The 13,758-nt window shown below is 32.9% G+C and carries 18 protein-coding genes and 1 pseudogene; 9 read left to right on the top strand and 10 right to left on the bottom strand.

The window, feature by feature from the left end:
• Positions 1–21 precede the first annotated feature (21 nt).
• The 5 genes from QMG60_RS14220 to QMG60_RS14205 form a co-directional block, all read right to left on the bottom strand.
• Positions 22–2,007, bottom strand: coding sequence for a GAF domain-containing hybrid sensor histidine kinase/response regulator (locus tag QMG60_RS14220; RefSeq protein WP_281865352.1), 1,986 nt, complete (start codon positions 2,005–2,007; stop codon positions 22–24).
• 78 nt (positions 2,008–2,085) lie between these two features.
• Positions 2,086–2,616: a homocysteine S-methyltransferase family protein gene (locus QMG60_RS22685; RefSeq protein WP_348773897.1), complete on the bottom strand. Its 531-nt coding sequence runs from the start codon at positions 2,614–2,616 to the stop codon at positions 2,086–2,088.
• Positions 2,617–2,688: 72 nt separating this feature from the next.
• The gene (locus QMG60_RS22680) at positions 2,689–3,027 is read right to left on the bottom strand and encodes a hypothetical protein (protein WP_348773896.1); all 339 of its coding nucleotides are present in this window, start codon (positions 3,025–3,027) and stop codon (positions 2,689–2,691) included.
• A gap of 85 nt (positions 3,028–3,112) precedes the next feature.
• Complete coding sequence (locus QMG60_RS14210) at positions 3,113–3,751, bottom strand: NAD(P)H-binding protein (RefSeq protein WP_281865351.1); 639 nt, start codon at positions 3,749–3,751, stop codon at positions 3,113–3,115.
• 106 nt (positions 3,752–3,857) lie between these two features.
• Positions 3,858–5,159 (bottom strand): alginate export family protein, encoded by a 1,302-nt coding sequence (locus tag QMG60_RS14205; RefSeq protein ID WP_281865350.1) that lies wholly within the window; start codon positions 5,157–5,159, stop codon positions 3,858–3,860.
• A 132-nt stretch (positions 5,160–5,291) separates the two neighbouring features.
• On the opposite strand from QMG60_RS14205, the gene QMG60_RS14200 reads away from it, so the two are divergent.
• From QMG60_RS14200 to QMG60_RS14190, 3 genes are all read left to right on the top strand, one after another.
• A complete protein-coding gene (locus QMG60_RS14200; protein ID WP_057118305.1) occupies positions 5,292–5,618 on the top strand; it encodes a metalloregulator ArsR/SmtB family transcription factor in 327 nt (108 codons plus the stop codon).
• 52 nt (positions 5,619–5,670) lie between these two features.
• Positions 5,671–6,141 carry a DUF6428 family protein gene (locus QMG60_RS14195; RefSeq protein WP_134141622.1) on the top strand — a complete coding sequence of 157 codons (471 nt, stop codon included), beginning with the start codon at positions 5,671–5,673 and terminating at the stop codon, positions 6,139–6,141.
• A gap of 130 nt (positions 6,142–6,271) precedes the next feature.
• Positions 6,272–6,691, top strand: a complete 420-nt coding sequence (locus QMG60_RS14190) for an arsenate reductase ArsC (RefSeq protein WP_281865349.1) — start codon at positions 6,272–6,274, stop codon at positions 6,689–6,691.
• Between the two features lie 46 nt (positions 6,692–6,737).
• On the opposite strand, the gene QMG60_RS14185 is transcribed toward QMG60_RS14190, so the two are convergent.
• From QMG60_RS14185 to QMG60_RS14175, 3 genes are all read right to left on the bottom strand, one after another.
• Entirely contained in the window at positions 6,738–7,646 is a 909-nt protein-coding gene (locus tag QMG60_RS14185; protein ID WP_281865348.1) for a nuclear transport factor 2 family protein, read from the bottom strand.
• Positions 7,647–7,738: 92 nt separating this feature from the next.
• Entirely contained in the window at positions 7,739–7,963 is a 225-nt protein-coding gene (locus tag QMG60_RS14180; protein ID WP_281867937.1) for a nitronate monooxygenase, read from the bottom strand.
• 53 nt (positions 7,964–8,016) lie between these two features.
• Entirely contained in the window at positions 8,017–8,826 is an 810-nt protein-coding gene (locus QMG60_RS14175; protein ID WP_281865347.1) for a nitronate monooxygenase, read from the bottom strand.
• Between the two features lie 229 nt (positions 8,827–9,055).
• Between QMG60_RS14175 and QMG60_RS14170 the strand changes: the two genes are divergently transcribed.
• The 3 genes from QMG60_RS14170 (at position 9,056) to QMG60_RS14160 (ending at position 10,736) form a co-directional block, all read left to right on the top strand.
• The gene (locus QMG60_RS14170; protein WP_057118310.1) at positions 9,056–9,649 is read left to right on the top strand and encodes a hypothetical protein; all 594 of its coding nucleotides are present in this window, start codon (positions 9,056–9,058) and stop codon (positions 9,647–9,649) included.
• A 125-nt stretch (positions 9,650–9,774) separates the two neighbouring features.
• Positions 9,775–10,263 carry a GNAT family N-acetyltransferase gene (locus tag QMG60_RS14165; protein WP_281865346.1) on the top strand — a complete coding sequence of 163 codons (489 nt, stop codon included), beginning with the start codon at positions 9,775–9,777 and terminating at the stop codon, positions 10,261–10,263.
• Complete coding sequence (locus tag QMG60_RS14160; RefSeq protein ID WP_057118312.1) at positions 10,263–10,736, top strand: MarR family transcriptional regulator; 474 nt, start codon at positions 10,263–10,265, stop codon at positions 10,734–10,736. Before QMG60_RS14165 ends, QMG60_RS14160 begins: the two co-directional genes overlap by 1 nt.
• A gap of 2 nt (positions 10,737–10,738) precedes the next feature.
• On the opposite strand, the gene QMG60_RS14155 is transcribed toward QMG60_RS14160, so the two are convergent.
• Positions 10,739–11,095, bottom strand: a complete 357-nt coding sequence (locus QMG60_RS14155; protein ID WP_057119821.1) for a helix-turn-helix domain-containing protein — start codon at positions 11,093–11,095, stop codon at positions 10,739–10,741.
• Between the two features lie 108 nt (positions 11,096–11,203).
• Between QMG60_RS14155 and QMG60_RS14150 the strand changes: the two genes are divergently transcribed.
• The 3 genes and pseudogenes from QMG60_RS14150 to QMG60_RS14140 form a co-directional block, all read left to right on the top strand.
• Positions 11,204–11,836, top strand: coding sequence for a nitroreductase family protein (locus QMG60_RS14150; protein ID WP_057118313.1), 633 nt, complete (start codon positions 11,204–11,206; stop codon positions 11,834–11,836).
• Positions 11,837–12,096: 260 nt separating this feature from the next.
• On the top strand, positions 12,097–12,474 hold the full coding sequence (locus tag QMG60_RS14145) for a hypothetical protein (protein WP_057118314.1): 378 nt from the start codon (positions 12,097–12,099) through the stop codon (positions 12,472–12,474).
• Between the two features lie 117 nt (positions 12,475–12,591).
• Positions 12,592–13,038: pseudogene (locus QMG60_RS14140) on the top strand (transposase); the annotation flags it as partial.
• A gap of 143 nt (positions 13,039–13,181) precedes the next feature.
• Here the strand turns inward: QMG60_RS14140 and QMG60_RS14135 are convergent.
• A complete protein-coding gene (locus tag QMG60_RS14135; RefSeq protein ID WP_057118316.1) occupies positions 13,182–13,733 on the bottom strand; it encodes a hypothetical protein in 552 nt (183 codons plus the stop codon).
• Positions 13,734–13,758: the final 25 nt, after the last annotated feature.

Genomic DNA, 13,758 nt, shown 5'->3' with positions numbered 1-13,758 from the left:
CTAGAATATATTTCTCTTTTATCATAGCGCTTTCAGAATTTTAACGACTTCTGCAATTCCACAATGTAAAATATTCACTTTATCAAGAGTTTCGCTGGTAAATTCATTCGCTTTTGCTTCTTCTTCAATTATACTAACACAATTACTAAGATCTTCAAGCATAAAAATATCTAAACTCGATTTCATATTATGAGCTAGCTTTTTTACGGTATCGTGATCAGTATTATGAAATGCTTCTTCTAATTGTGCTGTTTGAGCTGGTATCTTTTCTATAAAAAGATTGATCATTTCTTTTCTAAAATCGGGATCTCCGCAAGACATTTCATCCAGAAAAGAAAGATTTAAAACTCTTTTATGCGAAATGTCATTATCTGGGTTCATTACCGTTTTTATTGCTTTTAAAAGAACTGACTGTTTAAATGGTTTTGGCACATACGCATTCATACCTACTTTGTAACAGCGCTCCTGCTCTCCCACTAAAGAATGCGCCGTCATGGCTATAATCGGAATTGACGAATTCATTTCGTTACGAATATATTCTGTTGTCTGATAACCATCTTTAAGAGGCATTTGAAGATCCATCAAAACCAAATCATATTCATTTTGAGACAAAAGTTCTATTCCTTCTTCTCCATTATGCGCAATATCCAAATCAAATCCGAAATTATTAATTACGCTTTTTGCCAGCTTTTGGTTTAAAACATTGTCTTCGCAAAGAAGTATTTTAAGATGACCAAGGTCATTTTTAGACATTGATTTTACTGGAGCTTCTATGACTTGTGCCTTTTTATAGCTAAGAATAAAGATAAATTCAGAACCACGGTTCAGTTCACTTTTTACCTTAATTTCTCCATTTTGCAATTCTATTAACTGCTTTACGATGTTAAGACCAAGTCCTGTACCACCGTAAGTTCTCGTAGTACTTTCTTCTCCTTGAGTAAATCGTTCGAAAATAGTTGTCAGCTTGTTTTTCTGGATACCAATTCCGGTATCTTTTACTGAAAACTTTAATGTATAATTATCTTCTGTTTCTTCAATTTTTTTGACAGAAACGGTTACTTCACCTTCATTGGTAAATTTAAGGGAATTACCTATCAGATTAACCAATATTTGGTTGAGTCTACCTTGGTCGCCAACCACAACATCTGGCATTTCTGCATCTAAAAATAGATTGAACTCTACTTCTTTCTGCCTCTTTACTTTTAATAAATCATAAACGTGTTTAAGGGTCTTTTTTAAATTAAATGGCTCCGAATCAATTGCCAGGTTCCCCGATTCAATTTTAGAAAGATCTAAAATATCATTTACAATCAACAGCAGATTTTCTCCTGCTATCTGCACGCTTTCAATATATTCGCGCTGAACATCATCTAAATCAGTCTGAGCAAGAAGATCAGTAAAACCAATTACGGCATTTAAAGGTGTTCTGATTTCGTGGCTCATATTGGCCACGAAACTATCTCTAGCTAATACTGCTTTTTCAGCAATTTTTTTCTGGGCGTCTAACTGGGCATTCTTTGTGCCTAATTCTAATTGAGCAATTACGTGTTTAGCAATAATTGAAAGTGCATTTCGCTGATTATCGTTAAGTTCTTTAGTAACATGGTCTATAGCACACAAAGTTCCTATATTGTAGCCATCAGGCGTTGTAAGGGGAACTCCTGCGTAGAATCTAACATTAAATCCGCCGGTAACATTAGGATCGTTTTTAAATCTATCATTTAAATGGGTATCATTTATTTCTACCATTTTCGATTCCATAATCGTATAGCGGCAAAAAGAGATTTCTCGAGGCACTTCAGATGCTCCAATTCCAATTTCAGACTTAAACCATTGTCTGTTTTCATCTATAAACGAAATATGAGCAATGGGAACACCGCAGATGTAAGAAACAAGCTTTGTTGCATCGTCAAAAGCGTGATCGGGAAGTGTATCTAATATATTATAGCGTTTTAAAGCTGCTAAACGTTGTAATTCGTTTTCTGGTATGGGGAAATCGTTATTCATTTTATTAATAGGTAAAGCGTACAAAGATAAGCTAATTTAAAATATGACATTTACCTAGCTATTAGTTTCTTATAAAACTTAACTCCTTATTTGCTCAATAATTTCTACCAAATGTTCTTCATCTGTGCCACAGCAGCCTCCAAAAACGTTTAAGTGACCAAAGGAATCTTTCAATTTTTTATATTCTTTTCCTAGTTCTTTGGGAATTCCACGATCTAATACTGTGGATTCGTCTAGTTCTGCGTGGCTTTTGCAAGACGCATTTGCCCTAATACCTTTTATTCGTTTGATCCAATTTTCATCTTCTTTCAATTCTTTAAAAAAATGGGCTGGATGTGCACAGTTAATCATGTAATACAAAGGCGGAACTGATACACTTTTATCTACTTTTTGTATTGCTTCTTTTATACTCATGCCAGTTGGCAATTTTCCATCTGTTTCAACTGTAAATGAAATAACAACAGGGGTGTTCACGTTTTCTGCAGCCTTTACGATACCAATAACCTCTTCTACATAATTCATAGTAAGTGCAGAAACAAAATCGACTGGAGCGATATTTAATGCCTTAATTTGGTCAGAATGATACGCTTCTGCTTCTTCAATACTCATACAATTTTCAGGTACGTATCCATCGCCACGAGGGCCAATACAACCGCTTATAAGAATAGAATGTATATCTTTTTAAAATATTGTTTTTAACTCAGCAAGCAATACTACTGCTTTTTTATTTAAGGCCGATAACTCATCCCTAGGATAACCAATTCTTTGAATCCAATCTGGGTTTGCACGCCATGTTGGAGTTTCTAAAATAAAATTGGTTTTGTATTTTTTGGCAATATTTAAATATCTTTTGTAATAGTTTTTGATTGCTTTATAACCCGGCTGATGCTTCAATAAATCAAAAGCAGCAAAACAAGGCAGATCAAATCCTTCCAGAAAAATTAAGGTTGTTTCAAGTCCTCCATCTGTTAAAAACACATCATCAGACTCTGTCGGTAAAGTATTTTTATTCGTCTCCATTTACATTCCTAATTATAAGTTATTAAAAATCAAATAAATAACATTATAAATATACGAAATTATAATTCTGGAAATTGATAAAAAATCAAAGCGCAATAATACGATCCAATTCAAGTATTGTTGTTCCTCTTGAAAGTGCTGTTGGAGCTTTTAGTAACTTATCTGCTAGCAATGAGGTCGAAATTGGTTTTACGTTTTTGAAAAGGCCTATGGCATTGAATAATTTAATAACTTTAATTGAAATTTTTTCGCCCAATCGATCCGTATTTTGACGAATTAAAGGTCCAGGTCTGAAAATTATATATTGTGAGAAATTAAGATCGTCTATATATTCTTCAAGCTTTCCTTTCATTTTAGAATAAAATACGCTGCTCTTTGCTGATGCACCATAAGACGAAACTAACACCAGAGAATTGACATTGTTTTTTCTTGCAGCAACTGCAAATGCTGCCGGAATATCAAAATCTATTTTCCATTGATTATCTTTTGAACCTGCATCTTTTAATGTGGTGCCGAGGCAGGAGAAAAGAACGTCTCCAGTAATTAAATCCTGAAATGAATTGACATCTGAAAAATCAACAATATGCTCCGTAAGTTTTGGGTGCGATTTCCCGAATGGCCTTCTCACAAAAACTGAAACCGAGGCATAATTATTATCCCCTAAAAGCCTATCAACCAGTTCTTTTCCTGTTGCGCCCGTTGCACCAATTATCAATGCTTTCATAAGTAAATAGTTTTAAAAGTAAATATAATGATCTTTTTAATCGAAATCTCATTACTCCCTTAGGAAAGAGGTTTTATTGATTACTCATGTAATGGGGTTTATTTTATTATTTTTTTGCTCTTCTCCAATTAACAGCATTAAAAGAATAAGAAACCATCAAGTAACTCCAAAATGATAATTTGTTTTCATCCTGCACTTTTGGAAGGTTTTTCATTGAATCTGTTGCTTTATAAAATGAAAATGCGGCGTTAATTTCCAGCTCTTTTAACGGAATATATCTTACTGAAAAATCATTCTCAAATCCCAGAAATCTAGACATATCCTGATTTAAACCGTCTACTAACGGATATTGGGTATAAAAAAGATGAAAATCGTTACGAAGCGATAATTTTGTGTTTAAAGGAAAAGAAGCAAATAGATAAGGATTTACCAAACCTTTTCCTCCTACATCAGCGGGAAAGCGGGTAAACACATTCATATTTCCATTAAATTTCCATGTAACGCCATATAAAACGTCAAAATCTGCGGTTCTATCAATATTTAAAGCAGCACTACTGCCGCTTATAATTTCTGCACCCAAACGCCATGTTGATTTTTGCAGTGACAATTTAACCTCCGGCTGAAAATAGTATGCCAGCAAATGCTGTCCTTTCTGATTTTGTCCAAATTGCAGATAACCGTTTAAAGTATAATACCACTGATTCTTTTTAAACTCGATTCTCCCTCCTGTGGTTGCCCGTGCGTACAAAGTTTCTCCATTTGTTTTTTCTAAAAAATCAACCGTACTACTCGAGTTGAAAGAGAAGTTTTGATGTGAGTTATAACTAAAATTATACACCAGCATGTACTTATATTTATTGGATGCAACAGGCGAATAAGCTGCCTCAAAACTAGTATTGTAATTTCGTGTAAACAAAAAGAAAAGATCATTCATAAAATGTTTAGAATATTTCATGATTCGAATTCCTTCATGCGATCTTCCCTGCTGTGCCCAAGGAGCATCAGAAAACAATCTCCCATTATCCAATAAAACACTTTGCCTTCCTAAACGAAAATTTACATTCTTAAATTTAGTTTCTAAAAACAATTGATAAAAATTAATACTTCCGACTTTAGAATTAGAATTTTCATTATCCCAAAGATGAATTTCTTGGACGTCAGCCTTTAAGAGCCATTTTTCTTGGGAATAGTGCATTGAAATCCTATTTCGCTGTGTAATATAAAAATAAGGATCAATAGAATCGTTTGGAGGCAGTATGTAGTTTGAAGTATATTCTGCTCTTGGACGAACTTCTATATTTAATATAAACTGCCTGGCTATAGTATCGATTTGCTGTGCGTTGACGTGATTACCAATTGCGGTAAAAAAACAGAAAATGGAAAATGCTGCAATTGTATTTTTTGGCACTATTTGATATTATCTATAGAATTAATATACAAATGTAATTATTGTCTCGTTATTTCATTCGAAGAAATTTAACTTTAAAAATTATATTGTAATTAATTATTATCGTAATATTGCAATATTAAATTACAAAAAATGGGAGCAACTAAAACAGAACATTTTACAGATGCACAAAACCAGATTGCTACAATTGCTAAAGCATTGGGACATCCTGCCAGAATCGCAATTTTAGAATATTTGCTTAAGGTGAATGAATGCATTTGCGGTGATATTGTAAACGAACTTCCGCTTGCACAGCCAACAGTTTCGCAGCATTTAAAAGAACTTAAGAATGCGGGTATCATTAAAGGAAATATTTCAGGAAACTCAATTTGCTATTGTATTGATGAAAAAGCTATTGCTATCTTAAATACTTATTTCTTAAAAATCACACAAAGCCTTTCACAATCTAAATGCTGCTAAACATTTTTTTGAAAAACTCTATCGTAATATTGCATTAAACAAATAAAAAGTTATGAAACTATCAGAAATCAAACAGCTTTTACCAACATTACAAAATGTTGAATTTCAGTTAGAAAATGGAACCTTTGTTCCAGAACATTTCCATGTAACCGAAGTGGGAATTATCAAAAAGAACTTTATAGACTGCGGAGGTGTTGTACGAAATGAGGAAGTGGTAAACTTCCAGCTTTGGAATGCCAATGATTTTGAACATCGATTAAAACCAAATAAACTACTGCATATCATCCAGCTTTCGGAAGATAAGTTACATATTAAGGATCTTGAAATCGAAGTAGAATATCAAAACGCAACTATTGGAAAATATGATTTGGATTTTAATGGGAAAAACTTTGTTCTTAAAAATAAAACAACAGCTTGTTTAGCACAAGATGCGTGCGGTATTCCATCTGAAAAACAAAAAATAATTCTAAGAGAATCAATCGATAACAGTTCTTGCTGTACACCAAATTCTGGATGCTGCTAATAATGAAAGCACTAATTATTAAATATAAAAAACCTATTATTATTACCACTTCCGTTGTTGTGCTGCAACTTATTTTTGGCTTTGAACCCAAATTTTGCATCATTAATATCATTTGGTTATTCGTTTAAACATGGAAAAGAAAATACTTATACTTTGTACAGGAAACAGCTGCCGAAGCCAGATTGCAGAGGGTTATATGAGACATTTTGCCAAAAATAAAGCTGTAGTTTACAGTGCTGGCGTAGAAACCCACGGCGTAAATCCGAAGGCTGTTTTTATAATGAAAGAAGATGGAATTGACATTTCAAATCATACTTCAAACAATATTGATGAATACACTAATATTGATTTTGATTTTGTAATTACGGTCTGTGATAATGCTAAAGAACGCTGTCCATTTTTTCCAACAAAAGCGCAAAAATTTCATTATAATTTCCCAGATCCAGCCAAAGCAACTGGAACAGATGTCGAAATCGAACAACAGTTTAGAACTGTAAGAGAATTAATAAAAGAATATTGCAGAGATTTTGCTGCAAAAAATTTAGCCTAAAATTTATTTACTAAAACCATTCTTTTAAACAAGAATGGTTTTAGTTTTAATCATGATTTACCATTTGGCGAAAAAGCATTAACTCTCCGTTACTATTTCTTTTCCAAACATTTATACTTTTTCCTTTTACATTTCCTTTTTTATCTCCATCGCTCCAATCGACACTGTAATAACCAAATTCTACAATTGCTTTTTGGGCATTAATAACTCCAGAAGTTCGAATCGAAATTTGATCGATACTTAAAGTTCCTGGTTTTTCATGTTCTATAAAATAAGTCGTGATATCTTTTTCGCCAGATAAAATCGGAGTGTAATAGGTTAAATACATGGCATCAGGCAGAAACATTTTTGCATGTTCGCCACCTAACCTATTTTGCACCAATTTTTTTATTGAATTGTTCCTTTCTATTACTTCCAAATTTAATTTATCAGATGTAACAAATTCTTTTGCGGGAGGAACTAATGCATCATCAATTTCAGGAATAAATCTGTCATCAAAATAACTGTCTGATCCCCATATTTCTGCAGCAATGGTCATTGGTTTATTTTTGGAAGCTTTCTTCCATAAAACCATATATTTTCCCGAATACGTATAGGGTTTTAAGTTTTGCTTATCCAAATGTTCCGTAAAATTTCCAATTTCCAAAACATAACTTCCAAAATCCTGAAGTTCAAGAATAGTTCTTTGATAAGAAATAACTTTTGCCTGATCCAGCCATTGTTTATAGAAATCAGCAATGCTTTTATTTCCAGTTCTTTGCCTGCTGTGCTCGGGCATTAAAATGGTTTGTTCTGTATAGGCTTTTAGTAAAGCTTCTTTATTTCTTCCAGTAAAGTCTGCTGCAAAAGAAGAATTGTAATTTTCTATCTGCTTGCGAACATTCGAATCTATTTTATTTTCTTGTGCAAAAACTCCCAATGCAAAAAGAAAAAAGGTAAAACTAAATTTGATCATATCCAGTTCTTTTTAATTGATATTCAAATATAAAACATTAATAATCAATATTTTAAAATATATCAAAAATAAATAACTCGACTATCTTACTGCTACTTTACACTAAACTTTTCTACCTCTTCGATTAAATTCTTGATAAGATTTCCTGTTGAAATTTCGCTGTAATCAGTAATTGACTGGCCCGCCCAAATACCAACAAAATCTGGATTTTTTACCAGTTTAGAAGCCTTTCTCAATTCGGCAGTCAATTTATTTTGATAAGGATATGGGAGAACAAATTCCGTATTTTCAACTTCTTCGATAAAAGCATTTCTAATACCTCGGGCGTATCTTCCAGAAAAACTTTTAGTTAAGACAATTTCGTTTTCTTTTAAATTTCGTTTTCTTTTAAATTTCTAAGACGTTGTTTTTCAAAATCATGTAAAGCACTTTCGGCAGAACCTAAAAATAAGCTTCCAATTTGAAAACCATCGGCACCGAGCAATTTAGCAGCCAATAAGGTTTTAGCATTGTAAATGCCGCCTGCATAAACAATAGGTGTTTTTACAGTTTCTGTTACTTGAGACAACAGCGGCATTCCTCCTATCTGCGGAATAGTTTCTTCTAAAAAACTTCCTCGATGTCCGCCAGCTTCAATTCCTTGTACACAAATGATATCAATACCGCTGTTTTCCAATACAACAGCTTCTTCAACAGATGTACAAGTTCCTATTAAAAGTACATTATTTTCTTTTAATTTGGAAATACTTGCAGCATCTAAATTCCCAAAAGTGAAACTAACAATACGGCAGTTTTCTTTCAGAATCACTTCAATTTGATCGTGATAATCGGTCAGTTTAATTTCGCTTAAAAGCGGAAAATCAGCCACTACTCCTGATTTTTGACTAAAATCTTTCAAAAATGCTTTTGTTTTATCGTAATCGGCCTGGAGTTTTGGTGAAATCGCATCAATTTTATTTAGAAAAATATTTACTGCGAAAGGTTTGTTCGTTAATTCTTTTGTGGCTTTAATCAATTCGATACACTTGTCTGCCGGAAGATCTCCAAGAGCCAGCGATCCTAAAGCACCTGCATTAGAAGCTGCAGCAGTCATTTCTGGAGTTGTAACACCAAGCATCGGCGCTTGTATAATTGGATGATCAATTTTAAACAAGTCTGTTAAATTATTTTTCCATTCCATAATATTTGATTTTTGTTTGAAAACGAATCTTGTAAAACAGATTCTGATTTCATACATAAAGATAAGCCAGTTTCAGCGATAAAATGTCAAATCCTGAATGAGATGGAAGTTAAATTTTCGACAATTAATTGGTAATAATACAATAATTAGCCCCATAAAATGTTTATATAGAAAGACCTAATTGGTCATTTTTTAATAATTATTACCCCAAGATTAATATTTACAAAGTATGAAAAAAATATTTTTGATAACTGCTATTGCTTCGTTTTCAACGCAGATTTATGCTCAGGAATTAAACAATAAGTTCAAATCAATTCCGGCAAAAGATCCTGCCGTTAAAGAAGTTATTCCGCCGAAAGAAGTTTCTCCAAAAGAAAATCCGCCGGCAGTCGTAGAAAAACCTGCTCCACTACAGGTTAATCCAGACGAATTGTTCAAAGACACCAATCTATACAAACAGGAATCGAATGTTGATGGGATTTTTTATAGAAGAAACCAGTTTTTAGGAAACTTTAATACCAATGCGGTTACTTCTACTGTTATGTATCGAGATGCTGCTTTTGTAGATGGCGATAAAGTAAAAGTATATTTAAACGATAAAGTTATTGAACCTGAAGTTTCCTTGGATGGCGAATTTAAAAGTGTTAAAATAAATTTGGTTAAAGGAATCAATAAAATTGATATTGAAGCTTTAAACGAAGGATTCGCTTCTCCAAATACTGCCGAATTTAAAGTTATCGATGACAAAGGTGCTGTTATTTCTGCCAGCGAATGGAATGTCGGAACGGGTTATAAAGCTGTAATTGTTTTAGTTAAAGAATAAAATCTTCACTCGACTACAATTCAAAATCATAAAAAACACTTAAAACTGCTGACTTCAGCAGTTTTTTATTTGTATATATGTAGTTAACTACGTAGTTTTGTACCTATATTAAATTTTGAAATACAATGCATATTAAGCCTATACAAAATGAGTACGAAAAAGAAATCGTAGATTTGATTTTAAACATTCAGCAAAAAGAGTTCAACGTTCCTATTACAATAGAAGATCAGCCGGATTTATTAGAGATTGAGAATTTTTACTATAAACCTGGAGGAACATTTTTAGGTGCTTTTATAGAGGAGAAATTAGTTGGAACTATTGCTTTGGTAAAATTCAATTCCGAAGCTGGTGCGATTAGAAAAATGTTTGTTAAGAAAGAATTCAGAGGAAAAGAATTTGCAATTGCGCAGCATTTATTAGAGCAATTAATTGCGTACAGTGAAGAAAATGGGATTAAAAACTTATATTTAGGGACTGTTTCTATATTGCAGGCGGCTTTGCGTTTTTATGAGAAAAACAATTTTGTAAAGATTTCTAAAGAAGCGCTGCCAGTCGATTTTCCACTAATGAAACCAGATAATGTATTCCGCCATTTACAGCTAAACTCGAAGTAATGAATATAATTGACGAAATTGGCATATTAGCTCTATCTACACGACTTCAGCGTCTTAGTGAACAATTACGCAAAGATGGGGCACTTGTATACAAATCTTTTGATATTGATTTTGAGCCTAAATGGTTTCCTGTTATTTATACGCTTCATATAAAAGAAATGCTCAGCGTTGTAGAAATTGCCAGTGAAATTGGCTACAGCCATCCGTCAACAATTAGTCTGCTTAAAGAATTGGAAAAGCAAAAAATAATCAGTTCTAGAAAAGATAAATTAGACGAACGAAAAAGATTGATTGTACTTACTGAGAAAGGAAAAGAGTTGATTTTAAAAATGCAGCCGGTATGGGATCTTATGAAAAATACCTTAAACGAAATTGCAGATAATCAAAATAATCTTTTGAAAGCCATCGAAGAAGCCGAACAAAAATTAGCCAATCAAGGATTTTTTCAAAGAATATCTGAACTCAAAAGCTGACATTATCCTCTTCCCGTAATCTTTTTTCGGTGATTAACTCCCCATTTTGCTAAAGAATCTATTACGTCTTTTAATGTATGCCCATATTCTGTCAGTTGATACTCGACAGTTATGGGTTGAGTTTTTAAAACAGTACGCGTAACCAATTGGTTTTCTTCCAGATTTTTTAATTCCCTGCTCAGCATTTTTCCCGAAATTCCTTCTACTTCTCGCAGCAAATCGGTAAATCTTAAAGTATTAAAACAAAGGGATGCAATAATAGAAATTTTCCATCTTCCGTTCAAAATATCCATCGCATCGTGCACTGCCATAATGTTTTGATTGCATGCTTTTCGATCGTGTTCTGGCTCTTTTATCATCATATGTTATTAAGTTACCTCGATGTTACAGTTACTTTTGGTAATCAGATGACAAAAATACACTTAAAGTTTTTACATTTGAATGAAATTTTAATCAATTGAAAAAAAATGGCCTTAATAGATGCACTAAAGTGGCGTTATGCTACTAAAAAAATGAACGGACAAGTGGTTCCGCAAGAAAAAGTAGATTATATTCTTGAAGCTGCTCAATTAGCTCCTTCTTCGTCTGGATTACAGCCTTACAAGGTTTTTGTAGTAACAAACCAAGAGTTAAAAGAAAAATTAAGAGGAGTTAGTTTTGACCAAAGCCAAGTTACTGATGCGTCTCACGTATTGATCTGGGCAGCTTGGGACGGTTATAGCTTAGATAAAATTTCTGCTGTATTTGATAAAACTATAGCAGAAAGAGGAATTCCTGCTAACGCGATGGATGAGTACAAAGAGAGACTTTGGGGAATGTACGAACCTCTTGGACAAGAATGGCACGCAAACCACGCTGCAAAACAAGCTTATATTTCATTTGGTGTAGCTATTGCCGCTGCTGCAGAACAACAAGTAGATGCAACACCAATGGAAGGTTTTATTCCTGCTGAAGTGGATAAACTTTTAGGTTTGAGCGAACAAGGTCTTAAAAGCGTTGTAATTTTACCTCTTGGATATAGAGATGAAGCTAACGACTGGCTGGTAAACTTGAAAAAAGTGAGAACAGCAAAAGACGAATTTATTACAGAAATCAAGTAAAAAAATATTTTTTAGTTTGTTAATATTGCTTCTGAAATTGCATATATGCTTTTTCAGAAGCATTTTTATTTTAACAATTTTGAGTCAAAAATAAATTTCAATTCAACAAATATGTAAAAACCACTTTTTACCGAGTACTATTTTTTGTGTTCTAAACAAAAATAGGTACAGAAAGCGGATAATTAAATAATATGTTATAATTATTTTTGTGGAATCCAAAACAATTCAATCTTAATTACAACACATTAAAGTCCTACATTATGTCAGATTTTTTAACCCAATTTGGTGAAGACCTAAAAAAAAACGTCCCAGGTTTTATCGCAGTTTCGGTAGCTGAAATCGCAAGTGGTATGTCATATTACTCTCAATCTGTTGTTGCAGATTTTGATCCAGAATTAGCATCGGCTTATAACCTAGAAGTGGTTAAAGCAAAAATGAATGCAATTAAGGCTTTAAATCTACAAGGTCAGGTTGTTGATAACATCATGATTACGCTAAGTTCTCAAATACACATTATTGACGTATCTGACAATCAGCTTTATTTTATTTATCTAGCAGTAGACTCTACTAAAGCCAATTTAGGAATGACTAAATCTATTTTAAATAAATATAAAAAAGAGATCGCGACAAAACTGTAGTACCTGTAATTTTTTGCCCTAAAAGGAATATTCACTCTGAATGTTCCTTTTTTTTTACGTCAGATTTCGAACTTGTATAAAAGTTAATATATTTAGACAAAAAAAGAAGCTGAAAACATGGAGCTGCGCGCCTATTTTGAAAAATACCCAGATGAAGCCACTTGTATAGAAGAGCTTAAAAATAAACGTTTAGAAAACGGGCTGACTTGCAGAAAATGCAGTCATGATGTTCATTCTTTTAGAAGAAATGATCTTAAATTTCAGTGCCGAAAGTGTGGCAACCGCATTAGTCTGCGCTCTGGAACTGTGATGGAAAACTCTAACTTACCCATTAGATACTGGATGATCTGCATCGAATTAATGACGCTGACGCATCGAAAAATTTCCATTCTTAAAATTCAATATTTGTTAGGACACAAAAGATACGAACCCATCTGGCTGATGGTGCAGAAAATTCGTTTGGTAATGAAAATCAGGGATGAAAAGTACAGATTAAGAGCCTACTCTGAATTCGACCCAGAATTCCTTCAGAAAATTGACAAAATGACTATAGAGAAGAAAAAAACAAAAAGCGCCTAATCTGAAGCGCTTTTTGTTTTTTCAATGTCAATGTCAATCAATAACAATCAACCATTAACAATCAACCATTAACAATCAACCATTAACAATCAACCATTAACAATTAACAATTCACCATTAACTCAACCCTATTTTTTCTTATTCTTTTTTGCTTTAGATCTTTTCGCTTTCTTCTTCGCGATTTTTTTCGCTTTAGCTTTATCCTTTGCTTTTTTGGCTTTGTCTTTCTTTTTAGCTTTAGCTTTTAGTTTTGCTTTTTTAGCCTTTTCTTTCTTTTTATCTTTCGCTTTTTCTTTTCTTTTAGCAACTGCTGCTTTTTTCTTTTTCAGTTTTTCTTTTTTCTCAGCTAACTGTTTTTTCTCTTTTTCTTTCATCTTTTTATTCTTCTTTTTGGTTTTAGATTTATCTCCACTTTCTTCAACTGATTCTTCATCAGTTTCTGATGATACTGCATCATCTGTTATCTCTTCTTCTTTTTTCTGTTCTTCAATGACTTCAACAGTTTGTGCTGTTTTTTTTGAAGACCTTTTAGTTTTAGTTTTTGACTCGGAATCACCTTCTGTAGAAACTGATTCATTTTCTGAATTTAGAGTGGGATTTTGCTCGTTTTCATCATTAGAGATAACTGGATTAACATCTACCTCTTGATCGACTTCATTCGTAAGTACATTTTTCGTCATTATTATCTTAATTTTTAAAATTTAT

Source organism: Flavobacterium sp. GSB-24, from assembly GCF_027924665.1.
Lineage (GTDB): Bacteria > Bacteroidota > Bacteroidia > Flavobacteriales > Flavobacteriaceae > Flavobacterium.
The sequence above is the reverse complement of the archived record's forward strand: the minus strand, read 5'-3'. Positions and strand labels throughout refer to the sequence as shown.

Bases quoted from the DNA above. Each gene is read 5' to 3' on its own strand.
- QMG60_RS14220 (WP_281865352.1), bottom strand. From the start codon at position 2,007: ATGAATAACGATTTCCCCATACCAGAAAACGAATTACAACGTTTAGCA.
- QMG60_RS14175 (WP_281865347.1), bottom strand. From the start codon at position 8,826: ATGGAATGGAAAAATAATTTAACAGACTTGTTTAAAATTGATCATCCA.
- QMG60_RS14160 (WP_057118312.1), top strand. From the start codon at position 10,263: ATGAATATAATTGACGAAATTGGCATATTAGCTCTATCTACACGACTT.
- QMG60_RS22680 (WP_348773896.1), bottom strand. From the start codon at position 3,027: ATGGAGACGAATAAAAATACTTTACCGACAGAGTCTGATGATGTGTTT.
- QMG60_RS14165 (WP_281865346.1), top strand. From the start codon at position 9,775: ATGCATATTAAGCCTATACAAAATGAGTACGAAAAAGAAATCGTAGAT.
- QMG60_RS22685 (WP_348773897.1), bottom strand. From the start codon at position 2,616: ATGAGTATTGAAGAAGCAGAAGCGTATCATTCTGACCAAATTAAGGCA.
- QMG60_RS14185 (WP_281865348.1), bottom strand. From the start codon at position 7,646: ATGATCAAATTTAGTTTTACCTTTTTTCTTTTTGCATTGGGAGTTTTT.
- QMG60_RS14190 (WP_281865349.1), top strand. From the start codon at position 6,272: ATGGAAAAGAAAATACTTATACTTTGTACAGGAAACAGCTGCCGAAGC.
- QMG60_RS14150 (WP_057118313.1), top strand. From the start codon at position 11,204: ATGGCCTTAATAGATGCACTAAAGTGGCGTTATGCTACTAAAAAAATG.
- QMG60_RS14170 (WP_057118310.1), top strand. From the start codon at position 9,056: ATGAAAAAAATATTTTTGATAACTGCTATTGCTTCGTTTTCAACGCAG.
- QMG60_RS14145 (WP_057118314.1), top strand. From the start codon at position 12,097: ATGTCAGATTTTTTAACCCAATTTGGTGAAGACCTAAAAAAAAACGTC.
- QMG60_RS14135 (WP_057118316.1), bottom strand. From the start codon at position 13,733: ATGACGAAAAATGTACTTACGAATGAAGTCGATCAAGAGGTAGATGTT.
- QMG60_RS14195 (WP_134141622.1), top strand. From the start codon at position 5,671: ATGAAACTATCAGAAATCAAACAGCTTTTACCAACATTACAAAATGTT.
- QMG60_RS14155 (WP_057119821.1), bottom strand. From the start codon at position 11,095: ATGATAAAAGAGCCAGAACACGATCGAAAAGCATGCAATCAAAACATT.
- QMG60_RS14210 (WP_281865351.1), bottom strand. From the start codon at position 3,751: ATGAAAGCATTGATAATTGGTGCAACGGGCGCAACAGGAAAAGAACTG.
- QMG60_RS14200 (WP_057118305.1), top strand. From the start codon at position 5,292: ATGGGAGCAACTAAAACAGAACATTTTACAGATGCACAAAACCAGATT.